This is a genomic window from Micromonospora sp. RHAY321, assembly GCF_023896955.1.
Lineage (GTDB): Bacteria > Actinomycetota > Actinomycetes > Mycobacteriales > Micromonosporaceae > Micromonospora.
Genome location: NZ_JAMHIW010000001.1, coordinates 942,093 through 961,329 on the forward strand (window position 1 = coordinate 942,093; position 19,237 = coordinate 961,329).

Annotated in this window: 19 protein-coding genes and 1 pseudogene; 7 read left to right on the forward strand and 13 right to left on the reverse strand. The window is 72.7% G+C overall.

Translation table 11 applies throughout. The annotated features are described in order from the left end of the window. Positions 1–55 precede the first annotated feature (55 nt). Entirely contained in the window at positions 56–1,111 is a 1,056-nt protein-coding gene (locus tag M8C17_RS04390; RefSeq protein ID WP_252415016.1) for a LacI family DNA-binding transcriptional regulator, read from the forward strand. Positions 1,112–1,332: 221 nt separating this feature from the next. Next, positions 1,333–2,361 carry a LacI family DNA-binding transcriptional regulator gene (locus M8C17_RS04395; RefSeq protein ID WP_252415017.1) on the forward strand — a complete coding sequence of 343 codons (1,029 nt, stop codon included), beginning with the start codon at positions 1,333–1,335 and terminating at the stop codon, positions 2,359–2,361. 162 nt (positions 2,362–2,523) lie between these two features. Here the strand turns inward: M8C17_RS04395 and M8C17_RS04400 are convergent, their stop codons facing one another. The 3 genes from M8C17_RS04400 to M8C17_RS04410 form a co-directional block, all read right to left on the reverse strand. After that, positions 2,524–3,372, reverse strand: coding sequence for a peptidylprolyl isomerase (locus M8C17_RS04400; protein WP_252415018.1), 849 nt, complete (start codon positions 3,370–3,372; stop codon positions 2,524–2,526). 70 nt (positions 3,373–3,442) lie between these two features. Further along, the gene (locus tag M8C17_RS04405) at positions 3,443–4,654 is read right to left on the reverse strand and encodes a D-alanyl-D-alanine carboxypeptidase family protein (RefSeq protein ID WP_252415019.1); all 1,212 of its coding nucleotides are present in this window, start codon (positions 4,652–4,654) and stop codon (positions 3,443–3,445) included. Positions 4,655–4,663: 9 nt separating this feature from the next. Further along, positions 4,664–5,434 carry a MerR family transcriptional regulator gene (locus tag M8C17_RS04410; protein ID WP_252415020.1) on the reverse strand — a complete coding sequence of 257 codons (771 nt, stop codon included), beginning with the start codon at positions 5,432–5,434 and terminating at the stop codon, positions 4,664–4,666. A 165-nt stretch (positions 5,435–5,599) separates the two neighbouring features. Here M8C17_RS04410 and M8C17_RS04415 point away from each other — a divergent pair, with 165 nt between their 5' ends. Continuing rightward, complete coding sequence (locus tag M8C17_RS04415) at positions 5,600–7,879, forward strand: excinuclease ABC subunit UvrA (RefSeq protein ID WP_252415021.1); 2,280 nt, start codon at positions 5,600–5,602, stop codon at positions 7,877–7,879. Between the two features lie 27 nt (positions 7,880–7,906). On the opposite strand, the gene M8C17_RS04420 is transcribed toward M8C17_RS04415, so the two are convergent. From M8C17_RS04420 to M8C17_RS04440, 5 genes are all read right to left on the reverse strand, one after another. Further along, the gene (locus tag M8C17_RS04420; RefSeq protein WP_252415022.1) at positions 7,907–8,326 is read right to left on the reverse strand and encodes a protein-tyrosine phosphatase family protein; all 420 of its coding nucleotides are present in this window, start codon (positions 8,324–8,326) and stop codon (positions 7,907–7,909) included. A gap of 339 nt (positions 8,327–8,665) precedes the next feature. Beyond that, the gene (locus M8C17_RS04425) at positions 8,666–9,226 is read right to left on the reverse strand and encodes a hypothetical protein (RefSeq protein ID WP_252415023.1); all 561 of its coding nucleotides are present in this window, start codon (positions 9,224–9,226) and stop codon (positions 8,666–8,668) included. Positions 9,227–10,033: 807 nt separating this feature from the next. Continuing rightward, on the reverse strand, positions 10,034–10,678 hold the full coding sequence (locus tag M8C17_RS04430; protein ID WP_252415024.1) for a response regulator transcription factor: 645 nt from the start codon (positions 10,676–10,678) through the stop codon (positions 10,034–10,036). After that, positions 10,669–11,826, reverse strand: a complete 1,158-nt coding sequence (locus tag M8C17_RS04435) for a sensor histidine kinase (RefSeq protein ID WP_252415025.1) — start codon at positions 11,824–11,826, stop codon at positions 10,669–10,671. Before M8C17_RS04435 ends, M8C17_RS04430 begins: the two co-directional genes overlap by 10 nt. Positions 11,827–11,846: 20 nt before the next feature. Next, positions 11,847–12,635: a DedA family protein gene (locus tag M8C17_RS04440; protein ID WP_252415026.1), complete on the reverse strand. Its 789-nt coding sequence runs from the start codon at positions 12,633–12,635 to the stop codon at positions 11,847–11,849. Positions 12,636–12,717: 82 nt separating this feature from the next. Here M8C17_RS04440 and M8C17_RS04445 point away from each other — a divergent pair, with 82 nt between their 5' ends. Together M8C17_RS04445 and M8C17_RS04450 are read left to right on the forward strand one after the other, a co-directional pair. Further along, the gene (locus M8C17_RS04445) at positions 12,718–13,434 is read left to right on the forward strand and encodes a carbon-nitrogen hydrolase family protein (protein ID WP_252415087.1); all 717 of its coding nucleotides are present in this window, start codon (positions 12,718–12,720) and stop codon (positions 13,432–13,434) included. 35 nt (positions 13,435–13,469) lie between these two features. Then, complete coding sequence (locus M8C17_RS04450; RefSeq protein ID WP_252415027.1) at positions 13,470–14,300, forward strand: MOSC domain-containing protein; 831 nt, start codon at positions 13,470–13,472, stop codon at positions 14,298–14,300. 30 nt (positions 14,301–14,330) lie between these two features. Here the strand turns inward: M8C17_RS04450 and M8C17_RS04455 are convergent, their stop codons facing one another. Beyond that, positions 14,331–14,942: a TetR/AcrR family transcriptional regulator gene (locus M8C17_RS04455; protein ID WP_252415028.1), complete on the reverse strand. Its 612-nt coding sequence runs from the start codon at positions 14,940–14,942 to the stop codon at positions 14,331–14,333. Positions 14,943–15,058: 116 nt separating this feature from the next. Here M8C17_RS04455 and M8C17_RS04460 point away from each other — a divergent pair, with 116 nt between their 5' ends. Further along, on the forward strand, positions 15,059–15,925 hold the full coding sequence (locus tag M8C17_RS04460) for an SDR family oxidoreductase (RefSeq protein ID WP_252415029.1): 867 nt from the start codon (positions 15,059–15,061) through the stop codon (positions 15,923–15,925). A gap of 101 nt (positions 15,926–16,026) precedes the next feature. Here the strand turns inward: M8C17_RS04460 and M8C17_RS04465 are convergent, their stop codons facing one another. Both M8C17_RS04465 and M8C17_RS04470 read right to left on the reverse strand, forming a co-directional pair. After that, a complete protein-coding gene (locus tag M8C17_RS04465; protein WP_252415030.1) occupies positions 16,027–16,902 on the reverse strand; it encodes an alpha/beta fold hydrolase in 876 nt (291 codons plus the stop codon). A gap of 43 nt (positions 16,903–16,945) precedes the next feature. Continuing rightward, positions 16,946–17,443 (reverse strand): N-acetyltransferase, encoded by a 498-nt coding sequence (locus M8C17_RS04470; protein ID WP_252415031.1) that lies wholly within the window; start codon positions 17,441–17,443, stop codon positions 16,946–16,948. Positions 17,444–17,522: 79 nt separating this feature from the next. On the opposite strand from M8C17_RS04470, the gene M8C17_RS04475 reads away from it, so the two are divergent. Next, positions 17,523–18,047, forward strand: coding sequence for a GNAT family N-acetyltransferase (locus M8C17_RS04475; protein WP_252415032.1), 525 nt, complete (start codon positions 17,523–17,525; stop codon positions 18,045–18,047). A 13-nt stretch (positions 18,048–18,060) separates the two neighbouring features. Here M8C17_RS04475 and M8C17_RS04480 read toward each other — a convergent pair whose 3' ends face one another. Both M8C17_RS04480 and M8C17_RS04485 read right to left on the reverse strand, forming a co-directional pair. Next, a complete protein-coding gene (locus M8C17_RS04480) occupies positions 18,061–18,693 on the reverse strand; it encodes a histidine phosphatase family protein (RefSeq protein ID WP_252415033.1) in 633 nt (210 codons plus the stop codon). A 33-nt stretch (positions 18,694–18,726) separates the two neighbouring features. Beyond that, positions 18,727–19,237, reverse strand: a pseudogene (locus M8C17_RS04485) (serine/threonine protein kinase); the annotation flags it as partial.

The following is a 19,237-nucleotide window of genomic DNA, read 5'->3' on the forward strand; positions in this document are numbered from 1 at the left end:
ATAACGTTTTCGACCCCGCGCGACGAGTCCCAGGTGGCCCACTATCATCGTCGGCGTGACCTTCCCCGAGCGTGTCAAGATGTCGGACGTGGCCCGTACGGCCGGCGTCTCGGTGGCGACCGTGTCGAAGGTCGTCAACGGTCGCTACGGCGTGGCGCAGGCGACCGTGGAGCGCGTCCGGGAGGTCATCCACCAGCTCGGCTACGAGGCCAGCCTGGGAGCGCAGAGCCTGCGCAGCCACCGGACGAACGTCCTGGGCATCCTGGTCGCCGAGTTCGAGCCGTTCTCGACCGAGCTGCTCAAGGGCGCGTCGAGGGAGGTCGCCGGCACCGGCTACCAACTGCTGGCCTACTCCGGCGGCGACGGCGACGGCACGGCCGTCGGCTGGGAACGACGCTCGCTGGCCCGCCTGTCCGGGACGCTCATCGACGGGGCGGTGATCGTCACGCCGACGGTTGTCGAGACCAAGCAGGGCTTCCATGTCGTGGCCGTCGACCCCCACACCGGCCCGTCGGGGCTGCCCACCGTCGACTCGGACAACTTCGCCGGCGCGGTGCTCGCGACCAACTACCTGCTGTCGCTCGGCCACCGCCGCATCGGCCACATCAGCGGTCGCCCCGACCTCGAGTCGTCGCGCCTTCGCGAGGCCGGCTTCCGCCGAGCCATGGCCGACGCCGGCGTCGCGGTCGACGAACGACTCGTCCGCGTCGGCGGTTTCCGGGTCGAGAGCGCCGCCGCCACGGCCGCGGACCTGCTGGCGCTGCCCGACCGGCCGACCGCCGTCTTCGCCAGCAACGACCTCTCCGCGATCTCGACGATGGACGTCGCCCGGACCATGGGCCTCACGGTGCCCGACGACCTGTCCGTGATCGGCTTCGACAACATCCCCGAGTCGGCGCTGGTCACCCCGCAGCTCACCACGATCGCGCAACCCCTGCAACGCATGGGCGCCGTGGCGATGCGGCTGCTCATCGACCTCGTCGGCGGCGTAGAACGCGACCCGCACGTCCGGCTGCCGACCGAGTTGGTCGTCCGGTCTTCGTGCAGCCCGTACACGCCCTCCCCCGGGCCCGACCGGCCGCCCTCGGCAGCCGGTGTGGCGAGCGGCTGAGCGGCGAGGTCACCGTTCTGCGCCGGGCCCGGCGACGCGCCGGCCCGTGCCGGTCAGCCGGACTTCCGGGAATTCTCCGCAACTTCCCCGGACACGGCGGCACTGCGCCCTGTCGCCAGCCCTCGGTCCGTGCGGCAAGATGACCGATGGTACGGGCACGCTGCTCCGGGGCATCCCGGTGCCGGCGTCCGGCCCGCCCCCGAAAGACCAAAGGAGACGCGGTGGACGCGGACGACGGACGCAGGGTCACCATCAGCGCCATCGCGCGAGAGGCCGGAGTCTCGGTGCCGACCGTGTCCCGGGTGCTCAACGGGCGATCGGACGTGGCCCCCGGCACCCGGGAACGGGTCGAGGAGCTGCTGCGCCACCACGGCTACCGGCGTCGTACCAGCCGCACGGTGCAGCCCGCCGGCCTGGTCGACCTGGTCTTCAACGACCTGGACAGCCCCTGGGCCGTGGAGATCATCCGCGGGGTGGAGGACGTCGGGCACGCCGCCGGCGTGGGCACCGTGGTCTCCGCGATACACCGACAGTCCACCGCCGCCCGGCAGTGGCTGCAGAACCTGCGCGCCCGGGCCACCGACGGCGTCATCTTCGTGACCTCGCACGTCAGCCCGCCGCTCTACGCCCAGCTGCGGCGGCTCAACGTGCCCGTGGTGGTGGTCGACCCGGCCGGCGTGCCCGCCATCGACGTGCCGACCATAGGAGCCACCAACTGGGCCGGCGGGCTCGCCGCGACCGAGCACCTGCTCTCGCTCGGGCACCGGCGGATCGGGTTCGTGGCCGGGCCGACGCACCTGCTGTGCAGCCGAGCCCGGCTGGACGGCTACCGGGCCGGGCTGGAGGCCGCCGGCCTGCCGCTGGAGGAACACCTGCTCCGACCCGGCGACTTCTACCACGCGTCCGGCTTCGCCGCCGGGTCCTCGCTGCTGGACCTCGACGAGCCGCCGACGGCGATCTTCGCGGCGAGCGACCAGATGGCGTTCGGCGTCTACGAGGCGATCCGGCAACGCGGTCTGCTGGTCCCGGGCGACGTCAGCGTGGTCGGCTTCGACGACCTGCCCGAGGCGCGGTGGGCGTCACCGCCACTGACCACTGTGCGGCAACCGCTGGTCGAGATGGGTCGGCTGGCCGCGCGGACCGTCCTGCGGCTCGCCCAGGGCGAGGCCATCGACTCGCCACGGGTGGAGCTCGCCACCGAGTTGGTCGTCCGGGACAGCACCGCCGCCCCGTCGACCAAGGTCATCTGACCCGCCGCGACGGCCCGAACCGGGTCGCACACTGGCTCCGTCGGTTCCGGTTCGGCTCCGGAAAGTTCCGGTTTCCGGCCTAGCGAAGGCGGCCGGCCGTCGGTACGCCCACGACACGCGGGGCGCGGTGAGCGACCCAGGGCCGCCCACCGCGCCACGCCCTCAGTGGTGGTGGTGCGAGCGGACGGCCCGGCGGATGTCCACCGGCAGCGCGGGCGCGCCGTCGACCGGCGCCGGATCCTCGGCGGTCGGCGCCACTCCTCCGGCGGCGATCCGGTCCAGGGTCGCCAGCCCGGCCGCGTCGATCTCCCCGAAGATCGTGTAGTTGGGGCGCAGCGCGGAGTCGGCGTAGACCAGGAAGAACTGGCTGCCGTTGGTGTCCGGCCCCGCGTTGGCCATGGCCAGCACGCCCCGGGCGTACAGCCGGCGTTCACCGGTCGGGTCGGTCGGTGCCGGCGGCAGGTCGGTCGGCAGTTCGTCGCGGTACCGGTATCCCGGGCCGCCCTCGCCGGTGCCGGACGGGTCACCGCACTGCAGGACACTCAGCGTCGGGTACGCGGTGAGCCGGTGGCAGATGGTGCGGTCGTAGAAGCGCTTGCGGACCAGGTGCAGGAAACTCTGCACCGTGCACGGCGCGGCCGCGCGGTCCAGGGTCAATCCGATCGGCCCGTGGTTCGTGGAGAGGGTCACCCGGACGGTGCCCCGGTCCGGGGTGCGCCGCGGGTCGGGCGGCAGTGGCACCGGCCGGGCGGCCGGCTCGTCCGGCGTCTCGGTGTACGCGCACGGGCCGTGGGTGGTGCGCGGCGGGCGGGTGGCGGCCTCGGCGGCGGTCGGCGCCGCGGCGGACGCGGTCACCGCGTCGACGGACGGGCCGGGCGCGGCCACGGCGGTGGCGGACGCGCCGACGACCAGCGTCCCGGCGAGCATCGTCACGCCCGCCAGGCGGGTCAGCGCGCGCACCGGCCGGCGGGGTGCCGCCACGCCCGACCGCGGTTCGAGTTCACTCGACACAGGGATCCTCCTGGACTCGTGGTGCCAGAAAGACCGGAGTCTATGGAGGGCAGAGCCTGTTGTCGATCCGTCAGGGCAGCCGGCGTCGGCGCCGCCACAGCAGCCCGCCGAGCAGCAGCACTCCCGCGCCGGTCAGCGCGACCACCGCCCACAGCCACCCCGACCCGCTGTGCGCCGCACGGCTGGCCGCCGCCGGTCGGGCCGTGCCGGGCGCGGCCAGCTCGGACGGCGTGGCCGACGGCGTTGCGGTCAGCTCGCCCGGCTCGACCAGCCGGCCCACCGAGGCGTCGCGGGGCAGCGAGAAGCCCCAGTCCAGCAGGGCGGCGCCCTGCTCCCAGCCGCGCTTCGGCGCCGGCTCGGCGCCCAGGAGGGTCACCACCAGTCGCCGCCCGTCGCGTTGCGCCGCACCGACGTAGGTGTGCCGGGCCAGGTCGGTGAAGCCGGTCTTGCCGCCGAGCGCACCCGGGTACCGGTAGATGAGCTGGTTCTCGTTCTGGATCTGGAAGCCCTTGGTGCGTTGCGCCGGCTGGGCCGGGATCCGCGCCTGCCGGGTGAGCGCGTACCGGCGGAAGTTCGGCTCGGCGAAGCAGGCCCGGGCGATCAGCGCCAGGTCGTACGCGCTGGTGAACTGGCCCTTGCCGTCCAGCCCGGACGGGGTGACGGCGTGCGTCTGGAGCGCGCCCAGCCGGTGGGCCTGCTCGTTCATGGCGCGGACTCCGGCGGCCGCGTCGTCCACTCCGCTGCCCAGTCGGGCCAGGGCGTTGGCCGCCTCGTTGCCCGAGTTGAGCAGTAGGCCGAGCCAGATGGTCTCGATGGTGTACCGGCCGCCCTCGACCAGGCCGACGGCGGACGAGCCCGGCTCGATGTTCATGTCCGCCTCGGTGACCGTGACCGTCTGCTTCGGGTCCAGCCGGGGCAGCATCGTGGCGGCCAGCAGCAGCTTCTGCACGCTGGCCGGGGTGCCGTACTCGTGGGGGCCGCAGCCACCGAGCACCTGTCCGGTGTCCAGGTCGGCGACCAGCCACGAGGTGGCCGTGACCGCCGGTGGCGCGCCGGCGCCGGCCGGCACGACCAGGCCGGTGGTGCCCAGCGCGGCTCCGCCGACCACGCGCTGTTCGGGCACGGCGGGCGGAGGCGAGGGCCGCGGTGGCCGGGACATCGCCGGCGCCGGCACCCGGGGGCACCGGACGGCCGGAGCGGCGGGGGTACCCGTGGCGGCGGCAACCGGCGCGGGAGCGAGCAGGACGGCGGACGCCGTGACCGCCAGCAGCGCAGCTCTCATAGCCCGACCCTAACCAACAAGATCCGCTGGCGGGACGGGATGGTCGGCCGACCAACCGGCGGCGTCCCGACCACGCAGGTAGTCGTACAGCGCGGCGCTCCCCCGCAGCCGGCGCAGGCTGCGGGCGTGCAGCTCCTGCTCGCGGCGGGCCAACTCGGCGCGGACCCGCTGCGCGCTGCCGGTGGTGCGCAGCTCACCCAGCACCGCCGCGATGATCTCGAACGGGTAGGCGCCCCGGCGTAGCAGCGCCACGACGTGCGCGGCGCGCAGCTCGGCCTCGTCGTACACCCGGTACCGGGTGTGCGGTGTGCGGGCCGGCCGCAGCAGCCCACGCTCCTCCCAGAGCCGCAGTTGCGACGTCCGGACGCCGACCAGGGCGGCGACCTCGCCGATGCGGGCACCGCGGCGGGGCACCGGTCGGGCCTGCGACGGGCTGGCCAGCACGGTCTCGAACGCGCCGAGCACCCGGCGGATCTCGGCGCGTTCCCGGTCCAGCTCGGCGTGGCCGCCGTCGAGCGCGGCGAGGGCCGCCGGCAGGTCGCCCCCGTGCACCGCCGCCATGATCTCCCGGGTACGGCTCCAGCCGTGCCCCTCGGCGAGCCGCCGCGCCACGGCCAGGGCCCGGGCGTGCTCGGTCGTGAAGATCCGGTAGCCGCTGGCCGTGCGCCGCACCGGCGGCAGGACACCCGCCTCGACGTAGTTGCGCACCTGCTGCACGGAGATGCCGGCGGTGGCGGCCAGGTCCACCGCCCGCAGGCGGTCCTTCGGCGGTGCGCTCACGCCGGCAACCGTACCGGTTGCCACGTGATTTGAGACTTCTCGGGGCGTTCCGGCTCGACCACCAGGGGGATTTCGGCAAAAGCCTCTACGAGGGGGTGAATGAGACAATGTAATCCGTCAGCTCGGCGGGACGCGCGTCCCGCCACGATCTCGTGAAGGGTTCGCATGTCGCAGCCAGCACGGTCCGCCGCCGACAGCCACGACATGATCGAGGTACGCGGAGCGCGGGAGAACAACCTCGCCAGCGTCTCGGTCGACATTCCCAAGCGCCGGTTGACCGTCTTCACCGGCGTCTCCGGCTCAGGCAAGTCGTCCCTCGTGTTCGGCACCATCGCCGCCGAGTCCCAGCGCCTGATCAACGAGACCTACAGCGCCTTCCTCCAGTCGTTCATGCCCAACCTGAACCGACCCGACGTCGACTCGCTGCGCAACCTCGGCGCGGCCATCGTCGTCGACCAGGAGCGGATGGGGGTCAACTCCCGCTCCACCGTTGGCACCGCCACCGACGCGTACGCCATGCTGCGGATCGTCTTCAGCCGGCTCGGCCAGCCGTCGGTGGGCGGCGCCGGAGCCTTCAGCTTCAACCTCGCCGAGGGGATGTGCCCGACCTGCGAAGGGCTGGGCCGCGTCTCCGACCTCGACATCAACGAGTTGGTGGACGTCGAACGCTCGCTCAACGACGGCGCGATCACGGTGCCCAACTTCGCGGTCGACTCCTGGTACTGGCAGACCATCGTCTCCTCCGGGCTGTTCGACCCGGACACCAAACTCCAGGACTTCACCAAACAGCAGTGGCAGGACCTGCTGCACAAGCCCGCCACGAAAATCAAGATGGGCAGCAACAACTGGACGTACGAGGGTCTGGTGGTCAAGGTCAAGCGGCTCTACCTGACCAAGGACCGCGAGTCGATGCAGGGGCACATCCGCGCCTTCGTCGACCGGGCGGTCACCTTCACCACCTGCGCGGACTGCGGCGGCACCCGACTCAACGCCGCCGCGCTGTCGTCCCGGATCGCCGGTCGCAACATCGCCGAGTGCTCGGCCATGCAGATCAGCGACCTGGCCGCGTTCGTCCGGGGCGTCGACGACCCGGGGGTGGCGCCGCTGATCGCCAACCTGCGCGACCTGCTGGACTCACTGGTCGAGATCGGGTTGGGCTACCTCAGCCTGGACCGCGAGTCGGCGACCCTCTCCGGCGGCGAGGCCCAGCGGGTGAAGATGGTCCGACACCTCGGCTCCAGCCTCTCCGACGTCACGTACGTCTTCGACGAGCCGACCGTCGGCCTGCACCCGCACGACATCGCCCGGATGAACGACCTGCTGCTGCGGCTGCGCGACAAGGGCAACACCGTGCTGGTCGTGGAGCACAAGCCGGAAACCATCGCGATCGCCGACCACGTGGTCGACCTCGGGCCGGGCGCCGGCACCGACGGCGGCCAGATCTGCTTCACCGGGGACGTTCCCGGTCTGCGCCGCTCCGGCACGCTCACCGGGCGGCACCTGGACCACCGGGTCACCCTGCGCGACCGGGTGCGCCGACCGACCGGGCAGCTCGCCATCCGCAACGCCGACCTGCACAACCTCCGCGACGTGGACGTGGACCTCCCGCTCGGGGTGCTCACCGTGGTCACCGGAGTGGCCGGCTCCGGCAAGAGTTCCTTGATCCACGGCTCGCTGCGCCGCCGAGCCGGGGTGGTGATCGTCGACCAGTCCCCCATCCGCGGGTCGCGACGCAGCAACCCGGCCACCTACAGCGGGCTGCTCGACCCGATCCGCGCCGCCTTCGCCAAGGCCAACGGGGTCAAGGCGGCGCTGTTCAGCGCCAACTCCGAGGGCGCCTGCCCGGCCTGCAAGGGCATCGGGCTGATCTACACGGACCTGGCGATGATGGCCGGCGTGGCGAGCGTCTGCGAGCGGTGCGAGGGACGGCGGTTCACCGACGAAGTGCTCACGTACACGCTGCGCGGCAAGAACATCAGCGAGGTGCTGGCCATGCCGGTCACCGAGGCCCACGGGTTCTTTCCCAGCGGGCCCGCGCACCTCATCCTCGGCCGGCTGGTCGACGTCGGGCTGGGCTACCTCAAGCTCGGCCAGCCGCTGACCACCCTGTCCGGTGGGGAGCGGCAACGGCTCAAGCTCGCCATCCACCTCGCGGAGAAGACCAGCACGTACGTGCTGGACGAGCCGACCACCGGCCTGCACCTCGCCGACGTGGACCAGTTGCTGGCGCTGCTGGACCGGATGGTCGACGCCGGCAACACGGTGATCGTCATCGAGCACCACCAGGCGGTCATGGCCCACGCGGACTGGCTCATCGACCTCGGCCCGGGTGCCGGGCACGACGGCGGGCGGATCGTCTTCACCGGCACTCCGGCCGACCTGGTCGCCCGCGGTGACACGCTCACCGCCAAGCACCTGCGCGAGTACGTCGACACCCAGGGGTAGAGCACACGCGGCCCGGAGGGCGGTGGTTCAGGCGACCCGGCGCAGCCAGCGCCGCTGCCAGGGCGTCTCCACCGCCTTCGGGTGGTAGCCCGCCCGCACCCACGGCACCGCCCGCTCGACCGGCAGGCCGTCGAGGATCGCCAGCGCGGCCAACGCCGTGCCGGTGCGCCCCACCCCACCCCGGCAGGCCACCTCGACACGCTCACCGTCGTGTGCGCGCCGCAGCGCCGCCCGCAGGGCGTCCAACGCGTCCGCCCGATCGAGCGGAACCCAGAAATCGGGCCACCGGATCCGCCGGTGCGCCCAGGCCGGCGCCGGGCCGGGCGCCAACAACAGGGCGAAGTCGGCGGGCGAGGCCTCCGCGCCGATGCGGCGACCGCGCACCGTCGCCCCGCTGGGGAGTACGAGCACACCCGCCTGCTCGGACCAGGTCTGCGCGACAGTCATCCGAGTATTGTGCCGGCGCGCGCACCCGAGCGTGGTGCCGCCACAGCGGGTGGGTACAGACAGCGCCGCCCCCGGCCGGTGGGCCGGGGGCGGCGCTGGTGTCGGTGTGCAGGTCGCCTCTCGGCGAGTGGCGCGACGCGGCTCCAGCCGAACGGTATTCCGCGAAGGCGATATTAGGTGAGGCCCGGGGACACTGAGTCACACCGACACTGTCCACAACCAGCCCAGGCCCGGCATCATTCCCCGGCCACCGGCGGTCGCGACATCCAGCCTACGACCCACACCGCTGGCCGACACCCCTCTCGGGTGCCGGCCAGCGATCAGATTGCTCTATCGGGGTCAGCTGTTCCAGTACTGCGCGACGAGGTCGGTGGCCTGCTGCTCCCACTGGGCGTAGGCGTCCGGGTACGCCGACACCTGCACGGTCTGCGCGGCGTCGGTCAGTGGCATGTCCTGCCACCCGTCAACCTGCTTCAAACCCTTCAGGAACGCGGTGGTCGAGTAGTCGGGGTCGGTGATCTGCTCCGGAGTACCCCAACCCGAGCTCGGCCGCTGCTGGAACAGGCCCAGCGAGTCGTGGTCGTTGCGGTCGCCGAGGTGGCCCAGGTTCTCCAGCTTCGACTCCTGCAGGCTCGTCGCGATCGAGATGACCGCGGCCCGCTCGGGCAGGCCCGCCTTCTTCGTCGCGGCGATGATCGCCTTCACGTTCGCCACCTGCTCATCGTTCAGGGTGATCCGGGACTGCTCGCCCTGCGGGCTCGGCTTGGCCGTCTGCACCGCAACCGCGACCGCCTTGCCCTCAACCGGAGCAGCGTGGGCGGCGATGGGACCGGCGAACACACCACCGGCGAACGCCAAACCAGCAACGGACAGCATGCTCTTACGGATGATCGTGTTCATGGGGGTAGCTCCTTCACGGGGGTAGACACCCAAGCGAGCCGATCGGGGGAACGACACGCAGGGTGCAAGCACCTCGTCCGGCGCTCTCAAACACGGGGGAAAGTCTCACGGCGGCTCACGGGCGGGGGGCTCGTGGCGCCGGGTCTGTGTGTAACGACCGCCGGGCCGGAGTCATTCCGGGGTGCGGCACCCTGACGTGCGGGTGCTGGTGCGGTCGTTCAGGGGATGTGTAACGACCGGCTGGGGCCTGGCATTCCAACCCGGGGGTCGGGGCGGCGGGCCGTGGTGCTGCGATCGTCAGGGTATGTAACGACCCCCGGCCGGCCCCCATTCCGGCACACGGATGCACCGGATCACAGGTCAACGCGGCATGAACCGGACAACAGGCCACGCCAGTGTCAGGTCGCCCGACCGGCCCGGCGTCACACCGGCCCCAGCGGTGGTGATCCACTCGGCATCCCTGACAGTGGGCATCCCCACCCCAGGACACCGCGACATCATTGACCGCGAGTCGATCGCCTCAGAAGGCGACATCCGGCCGGTCTCGACAAGACCGGCGATACCTCACAGGTATATATGCCTCACAGGTATCGCGGACACGACCGCGACCGCCCCCGGTGGGCTTGCGTGCCAAGAACGCCGCCGGGGCCGGCCACACAGGGGTCGACGCTTCCCCCGCAAGCCGGTGATCGGCGGTGATCGGCGGTGATCGACTCCGATCACGAAACCGGGCCATCCTCGGCACCCGGACACCCCGATATCACCGACCGCGAGTCGATCGCGGTGACCCGCGCCGTGCGAAAGGTGTCAGGTGCCCAGGTAGCGCAGCACGGCGAGGATCCGGCGGCTGTAGCCGGCCGTGTGGGCGAGGTCCAGCTTGTCGAAGATGGCGTTGACGTGCTTCTCCACCGCGCTCTGTGACACGTGCAGCCGTTGGGCGATCGCGGCGTTCGTGTGCCCCTGGGCCATCTCGTGCAGCACGTCCCGTTCGCGCGGGGTCAACCGACCGAACGGGTCCGGCCGGTCCGAACCGGCCACCACCTGACGGACCACCTCCGGGTCGAGCGCGGTGCCCCCGGCGGCGACGCGGTCCAGTGCGTCGAGGAAGTCGTCGACCTGGGCGACGCGGTCCTTGAGCAGGTATCCGACCCCCTCGGGACGGTCCGCGAGCAGCCGGCCGGCGTACCGCCGCTCCACGTACTGGGAGAGCACCAGGACGGCCGTGGTGGGCCAGCGCCGGCGGATCTCCAGGGCGGCGCGTAGCCCGTCGTCGGTGTGCGTCGGCGGCATCCGGACGTCGGTGACGACGACGTCGGGACCGCACCGTCCGACCGCCTCGACCAGTTCGTCGGCGGTGCCGACCGCCGCGACCACCTCGTGGTCCTCCTCGGCCAGCAGCCGCGCCAGGCCCTCCCGGAGCAGCGTCGAGTCTTCGGCGAGGACTAGCCGCACGGAAGCTCCGCGAGCACGGTGGTCGGGCCGCCCACCGGGCTGGTCACCCACAGCCGGCCGTCCAGCGCGGCGACCCGTCGGGTCAGGCCGGACAGTCCGCGCCCGGCCGGGTCCGCACCGCCCGCGCCGTCGTCGTGCACGCGCATCCGGACCCACCCCTCCCGTACCCCGATCTCGACGGTGACCAGGCTAGCGGCGGCGTGTTTCGCCGCGTTGGTGAGCGCCTCGCAGGCCACGAAGTACAGCACCGTCTCGATCTGCCGGCCGGGGCGGACCGGCAGATCGCAGCGGATCCGCACCGGCACCTCGGAGCGGCGGGCGACCATGGCGAGCACCTCGCCCAGGTCGCTGCCGTCCAGCGCCGACGGGTAGACCCGCCACGCCACCTCACGTAGCTCCTCGACGGCCCGCTGCACGTCCTCGTGTGCCTGGGCGAGCAGTGCGTGGGTGCGGTCGGTGTCCCGGGCACGTCGGGCCCGGCCGAGCAACATGCCGAGCGCGACCAGCCGCTGCTGGAGCCCGTCGTGCAGGTCCCGCTCGATGCGCTGCCGTTCGGCGTCGACGGCGGCGATGACCCCGGCCCGGCTGGTGGTCAGCTCATGGACCCGCTGCGTCAGCTCCGCCCGGCTCCCCGGGCCGAGCAGCCGCCGAGCGAGCCGAACGTCCAACGCGGCGACGCTGGCGATGGCCTGGACGTTGAGCAGCAGCAGTACGGCGCCGACGACGACCTGGACCAGCGCGTCGACGAGGCTCAGCTCGCCGCGTACGGTCGCGAGCAACACGATCCCGGCCAGTACCACGCCGACGCCCAGCACCCCGTACGCCAGGAGGCCGAGCGCGCCGGGCAGCAGCCGGGCGGCCAGGTAGCCGATCTGCCGCCGGGTCACCGCGCCGACCGGCGCGGGTAGTTCACCGGCGGCGAGCAGCCGGGTCAGCCGACGGCGTTCCACGAGCAGCAGTAGTGCGGCGTACCGCCTCGTCAGGTCGGCGACCCGGCGGCCGACCGTGGGTGCGGGCGCGGACACGGCGAGCGCCATGGCCGCGACGGCCAGGAAGACGAGTTCGACGACGGCGGTCGCGGTCCCGGCGGCGACGCCGACCGGCAGCCGCGACCGCTCCGACCAGCGACCGGTCCGACGCTCCCCCACCGCCTGCCGCCCTCGCCCGCCTAGCGTTCCTCGGAGGCCCACGAGCCGCCACGGTAGAGCGTGCCGCGACCGCCCGGGTCGGGTACGCCGTGCTCCCAGTGCTCCGGGGCGTCGCTGGTGGCCGCCTCGGGGTCCCGGCCGGCACGGCGGGCCCGCAGCACACGAGACCCGACGAACCAGGCGACGGCCGCCACGCAGACCACGATCACGACGTTCTGGAGCACGCCGACGTACCCCTCGACGAGGTGCCAGTTGTCGCCGAGCAGGTAGCCGGCCAGCACGAAGGTGGTGTTCCAGATGAGGCTGCCCAGCGTGGTGTAGAGCAGGAAGGTGGTGACGGGCATCCGCTCCACCCCGGCCGGAATGGAGATCAGGCTCCGGAAGATCGGAATCATCCGGCCGAAGAAGACCGCCTTCACGCCGTGCCGGAGGAACCACGCCTCGGTCCGGTCCACGTCGCTGAGCTTCACCAGCGGCAGCCGGGCCACGATGGCGCGCATCCGGTCCCGACCCAGTGACGCGCCGATCAGATAGAGCGCCAGCGCACCCACCACCGAGCCCAGAGTTGTCCAGAAGATCGCGCCGATCAGGCTGATCCGGCCCTGCGCGGCGACGAACCCGGCCAGCGGCAGGATCACCTCGCTCGGGATCGGCGGGAACAGGTTCTCCAGCGCCACCGCCAGGCCGGCACCCGGCCCGCCGAGCCGTTCCACCAGGTCACTGACGTAGCCGACCATTCCATCCTGCGGTGGTTCGGCCGCAGCGGTGGGGGTTCCGGTGGCGAGCACGACGTGGGACGTTCGAATCATGCCCCCACGCTACGAAGTGATCCTGAGAGTCGACCATGAGGTCGACCGCCCGGCCGTGCGGGTCGACCCCAGCCGCGGGGGTGTGGAAGACCGCACCCCGCTGCGGCTCGCGGTGGCGCAGCCGTTGTGCGTACCCCGGGACGTCGCGGCGAACGCGCGGGCGCACGCCGCCGCGGTCCGCGCGGCCCGTGCCCGGGTGGTGCTCTTTCCGGAGCTGTCCCTGACGGGGTACGAGTTGGACGCCCCGGTCGTGCCGGTCGACGACCCCCGACTGACGCCGCTGGTCGAGGCGTGCGCCGAGACCGGCGCGCTGGCCCTGGCGGGTGCGCCGGTCGCCGGTGACCACATCGCGACGCTGGCGGTGACCGGGGCCGGGGCGACGGTGGCGTACCGGAAGATGTGGCTGGGTGACGCGGAGGCCCACCGGTTCCGGCCGGGTGACGCGCCGACCGTGCTCGATGTGGACGGGTGGCGGGTGGGGCTGGCGATCTGCAAGGACACCGGCGTCGCCGCGCACGCGGCGGAGACCGCCGCGCTCGGCATCGACGTCTACGCGGCGGGCGTGCTGGAGTCGGCGACCGACGTGGCCGTGCCGGACCAGCGGGCGCACCTGATCGCCACCACGCACCGGGTGTGGGTGGCGATGGCGAGCTTCGCCGGGTCGACCGGTGGTGGTTACACCGAGGCGGCCGGCCGGTCGGCCATCTGGACGCCGCAGGGCGAGCTGCGCGCCCGGACGGGATCCGAGCCGGGAGAGCTGGTCGGTGCCAGCCTCGAATCGACCGCCCGCACCGGGTGAACGGGCCGGCGATCCCGCACGGCTAGGGTGGCGTGGTGGATTCCGGGCGACTGGTGCACCTGCGGCGCTATCCGGTGAAGTCCCTGCTGGGAGAGCGGCTGCCGGCCGCCGAGGTGGGCGAGAGGGGCCTCGCGGGTGACCGTGCGCTGGCCCTGCTGGACAGAGCCACCGGACGGGTGGCCAGCGCCAAGCAACCCCACCGCTGGCGCACCCTGCTCACCCTGCGGGCGGCCGGCGCGGCGCCCGATCAGGTGCGGATCACCCTGGCCGACGGTCGGCAGCTGTCGACCGTCGACCCCGACATCGACGTGGCGCTCTCCGCGGCGGCGGGTCGCCCGGTGACGCTGGTCGACTCCGTACCGGCCGACGCCACGCTGCTGCGGTCCCACCCGGACGCGGTGCTGGCCGCCGGATGGACCGACGAGGTCCCGGCGGACGAGAGCCGGCTCGGCTCGGCCGCGCCGGGCACCTTCTTCGACTTCGCTCCGATCCACCTCGTCACCACCGCCACCCTGGACCGCATCGCCACGGACCTCCCGCCCGGCGCCGGAACGGTGCAGCGCTATCGACCCAACCTGGTGCTCGACGCGCCCGGGGACGCCTTCGCCGAGAACGGGTGGGTCGGCCGCGAGTTACGGATCGGCCCGAGCCTGGTGCTGGCCGTGCTGGCGCCGACGCCGCGCTGCGCGGTGCCGACGCTGGCGCACGGCCCGCTGCCCCGGGAGACCGGGGCGCTGCGGGTGCCGGCGCGGCTGAACCGGGTCGAGCCGCTGCCGGGCCTGGGGCCGCAGCCGTGCGTGGGCGCGTACGCGCGGGTGGTCCGGCCCGGCCGGGTGGCGGAGGGCGATCGCGTCACGGTCGGCTGAGGAACGGGGCCGGTTCGATCCTCGCCCGGGTCACGCCTCGCGCGGCCGGAGACCGCGCAGTGCCGTGTCGACCACCTGGTCGGCGTAGTCGGAGGTCAGGGGGCCGGTGCGCTGGAGCCACCGGTTGAGGACCGGTCCGAAGAGCATGTCGACGGCCACGTCGAGGTCGATGTCCTCGGCCAACTGCCCCGCGCGTTGGGCCGCGCGCAGCCGGTCCTTCTTCACCTCCCGCATCGGCTCGTCCAACCGCTTCGCGTAGTCGGCGGCCAGGACGGGATCGTGGACGATCTCGGTGTGCAGGGCACGCATGGGCTGGTCGTAGCGCGGATCGTCCAGCTCGACGATGGTGGCCCGTAGGACCGCCTTCAGATCGGCGGCCAGGTCGCCGGTGTCGGGCAGTGCGCCGCCCTGCCCGTCCTGCCCCTCCGTGGTGAGCGCGAGGAAGGCGTCGAACAGTAGCGCGCCCTTGGAGGGCCACCAGCGGTAGATGGTCTGTTTCCCCACGCCGGCGGCGGCCGCGATGCCCTCGATGCTGAGTTTCGCGTAACCCACCTCGGCGACGAGGTCGAGGGCGGCGGTGAGGATGGCCCGCCGGGCTGTCTCGCTGCGGCGGGTGGAGTCGGGGGCGACCTTCTTGGACACGCGTCCAATCTAGCAAGGAAGAGACGAGACGGTCCGTCTTGACAGCCGGCCCTGTGCGGGTAAGGTCATGCAGCAACGAGACGGTACGGTTCGTCTTGCTCGACTGAAGGAGCCTCATGGAAACCTCAGGCACCGCCCCCTCCCGGGTCTGGTTCATCACCGGGGCCAGCCGTGGTCTCGGACGCGCCTTCACCGAGGCGGCGCTCGCCGCCGGTGACCGGGTTGTCGGCACCGCCCGCGACATCTCCCCGCTCGACGATCTCGTCGCCCGACACCCCGACCGCCTGCTGGCACTGCGCCTCGATGTCACGGACCGCTCGGCCGTCTTCGACGGTGTCGACCGGGCCGTCCAGCACTACGGCCGACTCGACATCGTCGTGAACAACGCCGGGGCGCTCTTCGCGGGCATGGTGGAGGAGTTCACCGAAGCCCAGGCCCGTGCCCAACTGGACGTCAACTTCTTCGGCGCGCTCTGGGTCAGCCAGGCCGCCCTGCGGGCGATGCGGGCCCAGGGCCGCGGACACATCGTGCAGATCTCCAGCATCGGTGCGCTCGGCGGTTTCCCCAGCACCGGCCTCTACAGCGCCAGCAAGTTCGCCCTGGAGGGCATGAGCGAGGCGCTGGCCGCCGAGGCCGCCGGGTTCGGCGTCAAGGTCACCATCGTCCAGCCGGGTGGCTACTGGACGGACCTCTACACCAGCAGCACGGCGACCACCCCCGACGCCGCCTACGACTCCCTCCGTGCGGAGCTGGAGAGGCAGTGGGCGGACGGGTCGATCGACAGCGAACCACGGCTGGCCGCCGAGGCGTTGATGACGCTGGTCGCCAGCGACGACCCGCCGCTACGGCTCCTGCTGGGCAGCATGGTCTACGACCTCGCCTTCGACATCTCCCGACGACGCATGGACACCTGGGCCGGCTGGGAAGAGGTGAGTCGTCGGGCGGAGAAGGCCGTCCCGGCCCCGGCTGCCGAGCTGACCTGACCGCTCCCCGTGGACAGCGTCGCGGATCGCGTCGGCCAGGGACGGCCCGCTTCGACGAGCGCGGCGCCCTCACCTCGTTCGGCTGAGTCCTGTCTGGACGGTCAGCCGGCGTCCAGCACCTCGCGCAGCCTCACCGCGAACTCCTCGGGCTTGCCCGCGTAACCGAACTCACCACCGAGGAAACCGCCGTGGTGGCTCGGGAACACCACGGCCTCCTGGCCGAGCAGTGCGGCAAGGCCGAGGGCCGTACGCGCGGTGTACGTCCCCGCCGACTCCTCGCCCACCGCGACCACGACCCGGGTCGATGCCGCGGTGAGCAGGCCGGCGTCGGGGCGGTAGTCGGTGATCGCCCACGAACTCTGCGACAGCAGCGGATCGTCGCGGGTGCCGTCGTCGTCGGTCGGCAGGCCGAACGTCGCCGGGTCGGGCGTGGGTTGGGCGAAGTAGGCGTCGGTGAACTCGCCCTGCCAGGACGTCATCGCGATGAACGCGGCCATGCCCGCGCCGGTGCCCTTCGCCTGGTACGCCTCGTAGAAGCCGGCCCGGGCGCGCTCGGCGGCCGTGGCGTCGGGGAGCACCGCGTTGATGGGCGGCTCGTGCGCCACCAGCGTGACGACGTCGCCGGGGTGGGTCGCGACCAGTTCGAGCGCGGTCACCGCACCGCCGCTGCTGGCGAAGACGTCGACCGGCCCGGCGCCGAGCGCCTCGATCAGCAGGTGCAGGTCGGCCGCCTGCTGCTGCGGCGTGTGGTCGGATCGGCCGTCCCTGCGGATGCTGCGGCCCAGGCCGCGCGGGTCGTAGGTGACCACGGTGCGGTCCGTGAAGTGTGGGGCGAGCGCGCCGAAGCCCTCCGCCGTCATCGGCTGGCCGATCATCAGCAGCGCGGGGTGCCCGCCGGATGGGGGAAGCGGGCCGCGGACGTCGTAGACCAGGTCGACGCCGGGTGCGGCGAGGGTGTGTGTCTGCGTTGTCGTCATGACGGTGAGACTACGGCCGCCGGCCACGGATCGGCGTGCTGTGTCAGGAGACGCGCGGCAGCGCGAGCCAGTCCTGCCAGCTGATGTCGCGACCCAGGAAACGGGGCTGCTGGAAAGGCCAGTCGGCGGCGATCCACTGCGGCACCAGCGCGTCCAGCGCGCGCTCCACCTCGCCGCCGACCAGGTCGTCCACCACCCACCAGGAGACCTCCCCGTCGGAACCGGTGCGCTCGGGCGGGTCGATGTAGACGCAGCCGAGGATGACCGTCTCTCCCTCGTCCAGCAGCGCGTAGTTGAACGACTGGTGTGCGGCTGTCTCCTTCTCGTGCCGCAGCAGGTCGACGCGGTCCTCCTCGTACGTCATCGTCTCGCTGGGCCAGGCCCAGGCCGGGCCGAAGATCTCCCACAGGCGCTCTCGGGAGCCCATCACGGCCGGGTAGTCGAGCGGGGTGTCCGCCTCCCGAATCGGCCGCAGGTGAAGCGCCGTGTCGGGCACGGGCACATGGACGGGGTGGACGAAGTCGTCAGGCAGCCAGCTCATGAGGGCGGAGACTACAACCGTCGCACGCGGGGTGGTCCAGGTGGCAGGGCGTGGCCGTGACAACGGCTATCGTCGCCGCATGCCCGAGCTGATCGCTCCGACCGTCCGCCTGCACGCCGCCTGGCTGGAGGCGCACGCCGAGTGGGGTCCGGGCCTGCACGAGGACGGTTTCGGGTTGCGGCCCTCCGATGAGGTGCGCTCGCCCGCCGGGTTCGCGGCCTGGGTGAGGCTGCTGGCTGACGAGTCGGACCCCGCGAAGCCGCTGCCCGCCGGCCAGGTGCGGTGCACGTACCGGTGGATCGTCGAGGGCGACCAGGTTCTCGGCGGGATCGCGCTGCGGCACGAGCTCGACGACTACCTGGTGCGGGTCGCCGGCCACATCGGCTACGGCATCCGACCGTCGGCGCGCCGGCGCGGTTTGGCGACCTGGGCGTTGGGGCGGATGCTCGGTGCGGCGCGGGCGCTCGGCCTGGATCGGGTGCTGGTCACCTGCGAGGTGCACAACGTGGCCTCGGCGCGGACGATCGAGCACCACGGCGGGGTCCTCGAGGACATCCGGGACACCGATCTCGGCGCGGTGCGGCGATACTGGATCAAGCTGTAGGGCCCACCCGCTGTCACAGACCCCCGGTGTCACTGAAGCGGCGCAGGGTCCAGCGGGCCGGCGGCCAGGCGGCGGTGTCGTCGTCGGTGGTCCATTCGGTGATCGATGCCGCGGCCACCCCCAGGTCGAACGCCCGGTAGAGCGGCTGCGCCGCGAGCGCGTGGAACGAACTCTCGACCGTCTCGGTGTGCCCGACCAGCAGCACCGTGGCACCCCGGTGGCGGTGTGCGATCTCGGTGATGGCTCGGCTCACGCGGACGACCAGCTCGGCCCAGCTCTCGTTGCCCCGCTCGAAAGGCCGGAACACGCCCCCGCCCTCGGCCGTGTGGTCCGCCTGGAAACGGGTGATCGGCAGCCCGTCGGCGTACGGCGGCGTGTGCCAGGTGCACAGGCCGCAGTCGGCGACCCCGTTGACGCCCAGCGCCGCGGCGATCGGCTGTGCGGTCTGGACGGCCCGGCGCAGCACGGACGAGTACACCGCGGTCGGCCTGTCGGCGGCCAGGTCCACGGCGAGTCTCCGTGCCAACGTGCGCGCCTGGTCGTGGCCGAGGTCGGTCAGGCCCCGACAACCGTGCGGGCCGCCGACGATCCCCTCGACGTGGTGGACCGACTCGCCATGTCGTACGAAGATCAGCCGCGTCCGCATCGGACCATCATGCCAGCGGCGCTGGTGGATGGATCAGTCGTCCGTACGGCCGGTGGAGAAGCGGGCGGCCTGGGTCAGCAGGGTGTCGAGTTGGGCGCCCGTCCGCGCCGACAGCCGGCCCCGGTCCACCAGCTCGGCGATGCGCTCCCGCAGGTCGGCGACGCGCCTGGCGCGGTCCTTCGACCGGCCGTTCAGATCGGCCAGGTCGTCGCGCAGATCCTCGACGGTCCTCCGGTCGATCTCGCCGCGGGCCTGCGCCTCGGCGAGCACGGAGGCGAACTCGTTGGTCACCTGTCGCAGGCTGACCGGCATCTGCTGACCGACCGTCGAGGGTGCCGGACTGCTGCTGGACGGCGGCGAGGACGGTGCGGCCGGCGTCGGCGAGCCGCTGGTGGGTGACGGTGCGGCGGCGCTGGCCGACGGCGGGTCGGCGACCTGCGACGAATCGGGCGGGTCGATGCTCTGGGAGAGCAGCGCGCCGAGGCCGACCAGCGCAGCGAGACCGGCGGCGACCAGCACGGCGAGGGGTCGCCGTGACCGTCGC

Bases quoted from the DNA above. Each gene is read 5' to 3' on its own strand.
- M8C17_RS04405 (WP_252415019.1), bottom strand. From the start codon at position 4,654: ATGAGAGCTGCGCTGCTGGCGGTCACGGCGTCCGCCGTCCTGCTCGCT.
- M8C17_RS04415 (WP_252415021.1), top strand. From the start codon at position 5,600: ATGTCGCAGCCAGCACGGTCCGCCGCCGACAGCCACGACATGATCGAG.
- M8C17_RS04420 (WP_252415022.1), bottom strand. From the start codon at position 8,326: ATGACTGTCGCGCAGACCTGGTCCGAGCAGGCGGGTGTGCTCGTACTC.
- M8C17_RS04425 (WP_252415023.1), bottom strand. From the start codon at position 9,226: ATGAACACGATCATCCGTAAGAGCATGCTGTCCGTTGCTGGTTTGGCG.
- M8C17_RS04440 (WP_252415026.1), bottom strand. From the start codon at position 12,635: ATGATTCGAACGTCCCACGTCGTGCTCGCCACCGGAACCCCCACCGCT.
- M8C17_RS04460 (WP_252415029.1), top strand. From the start codon at position 15,059: ATGGAAACCTCAGGCACCGCCCCCTCCCGGGTCTGGTTCATCACCGGG.
- M8C17_RS04465 (WP_252415030.1), bottom strand. From the start codon at position 16,902: ATGACGACAACGCAGACACACACCCTCGCCGCACCCGGCGTCGACCTG.
- M8C17_RS04470 (WP_252415031.1), bottom strand. From the start codon at position 17,443: ATGAGCTGGCTGCCTGACGACTTCGTCCACCCCGTCCATGTGCCCGTG.
- M8C17_RS04475 (WP_252415032.1), top strand. From the start codon at position 17,523: ATGCCCGAGCTGATCGCTCCGACCGTCCGCCTGCACGCCGCCTGGCTG.
- M8C17_RS04480 (WP_252415033.1), bottom strand. From the start codon at position 18,693: ATGCGGACGCGGCTGATCTTCGTACGACATGGCGAGTCGGTCCACCAC.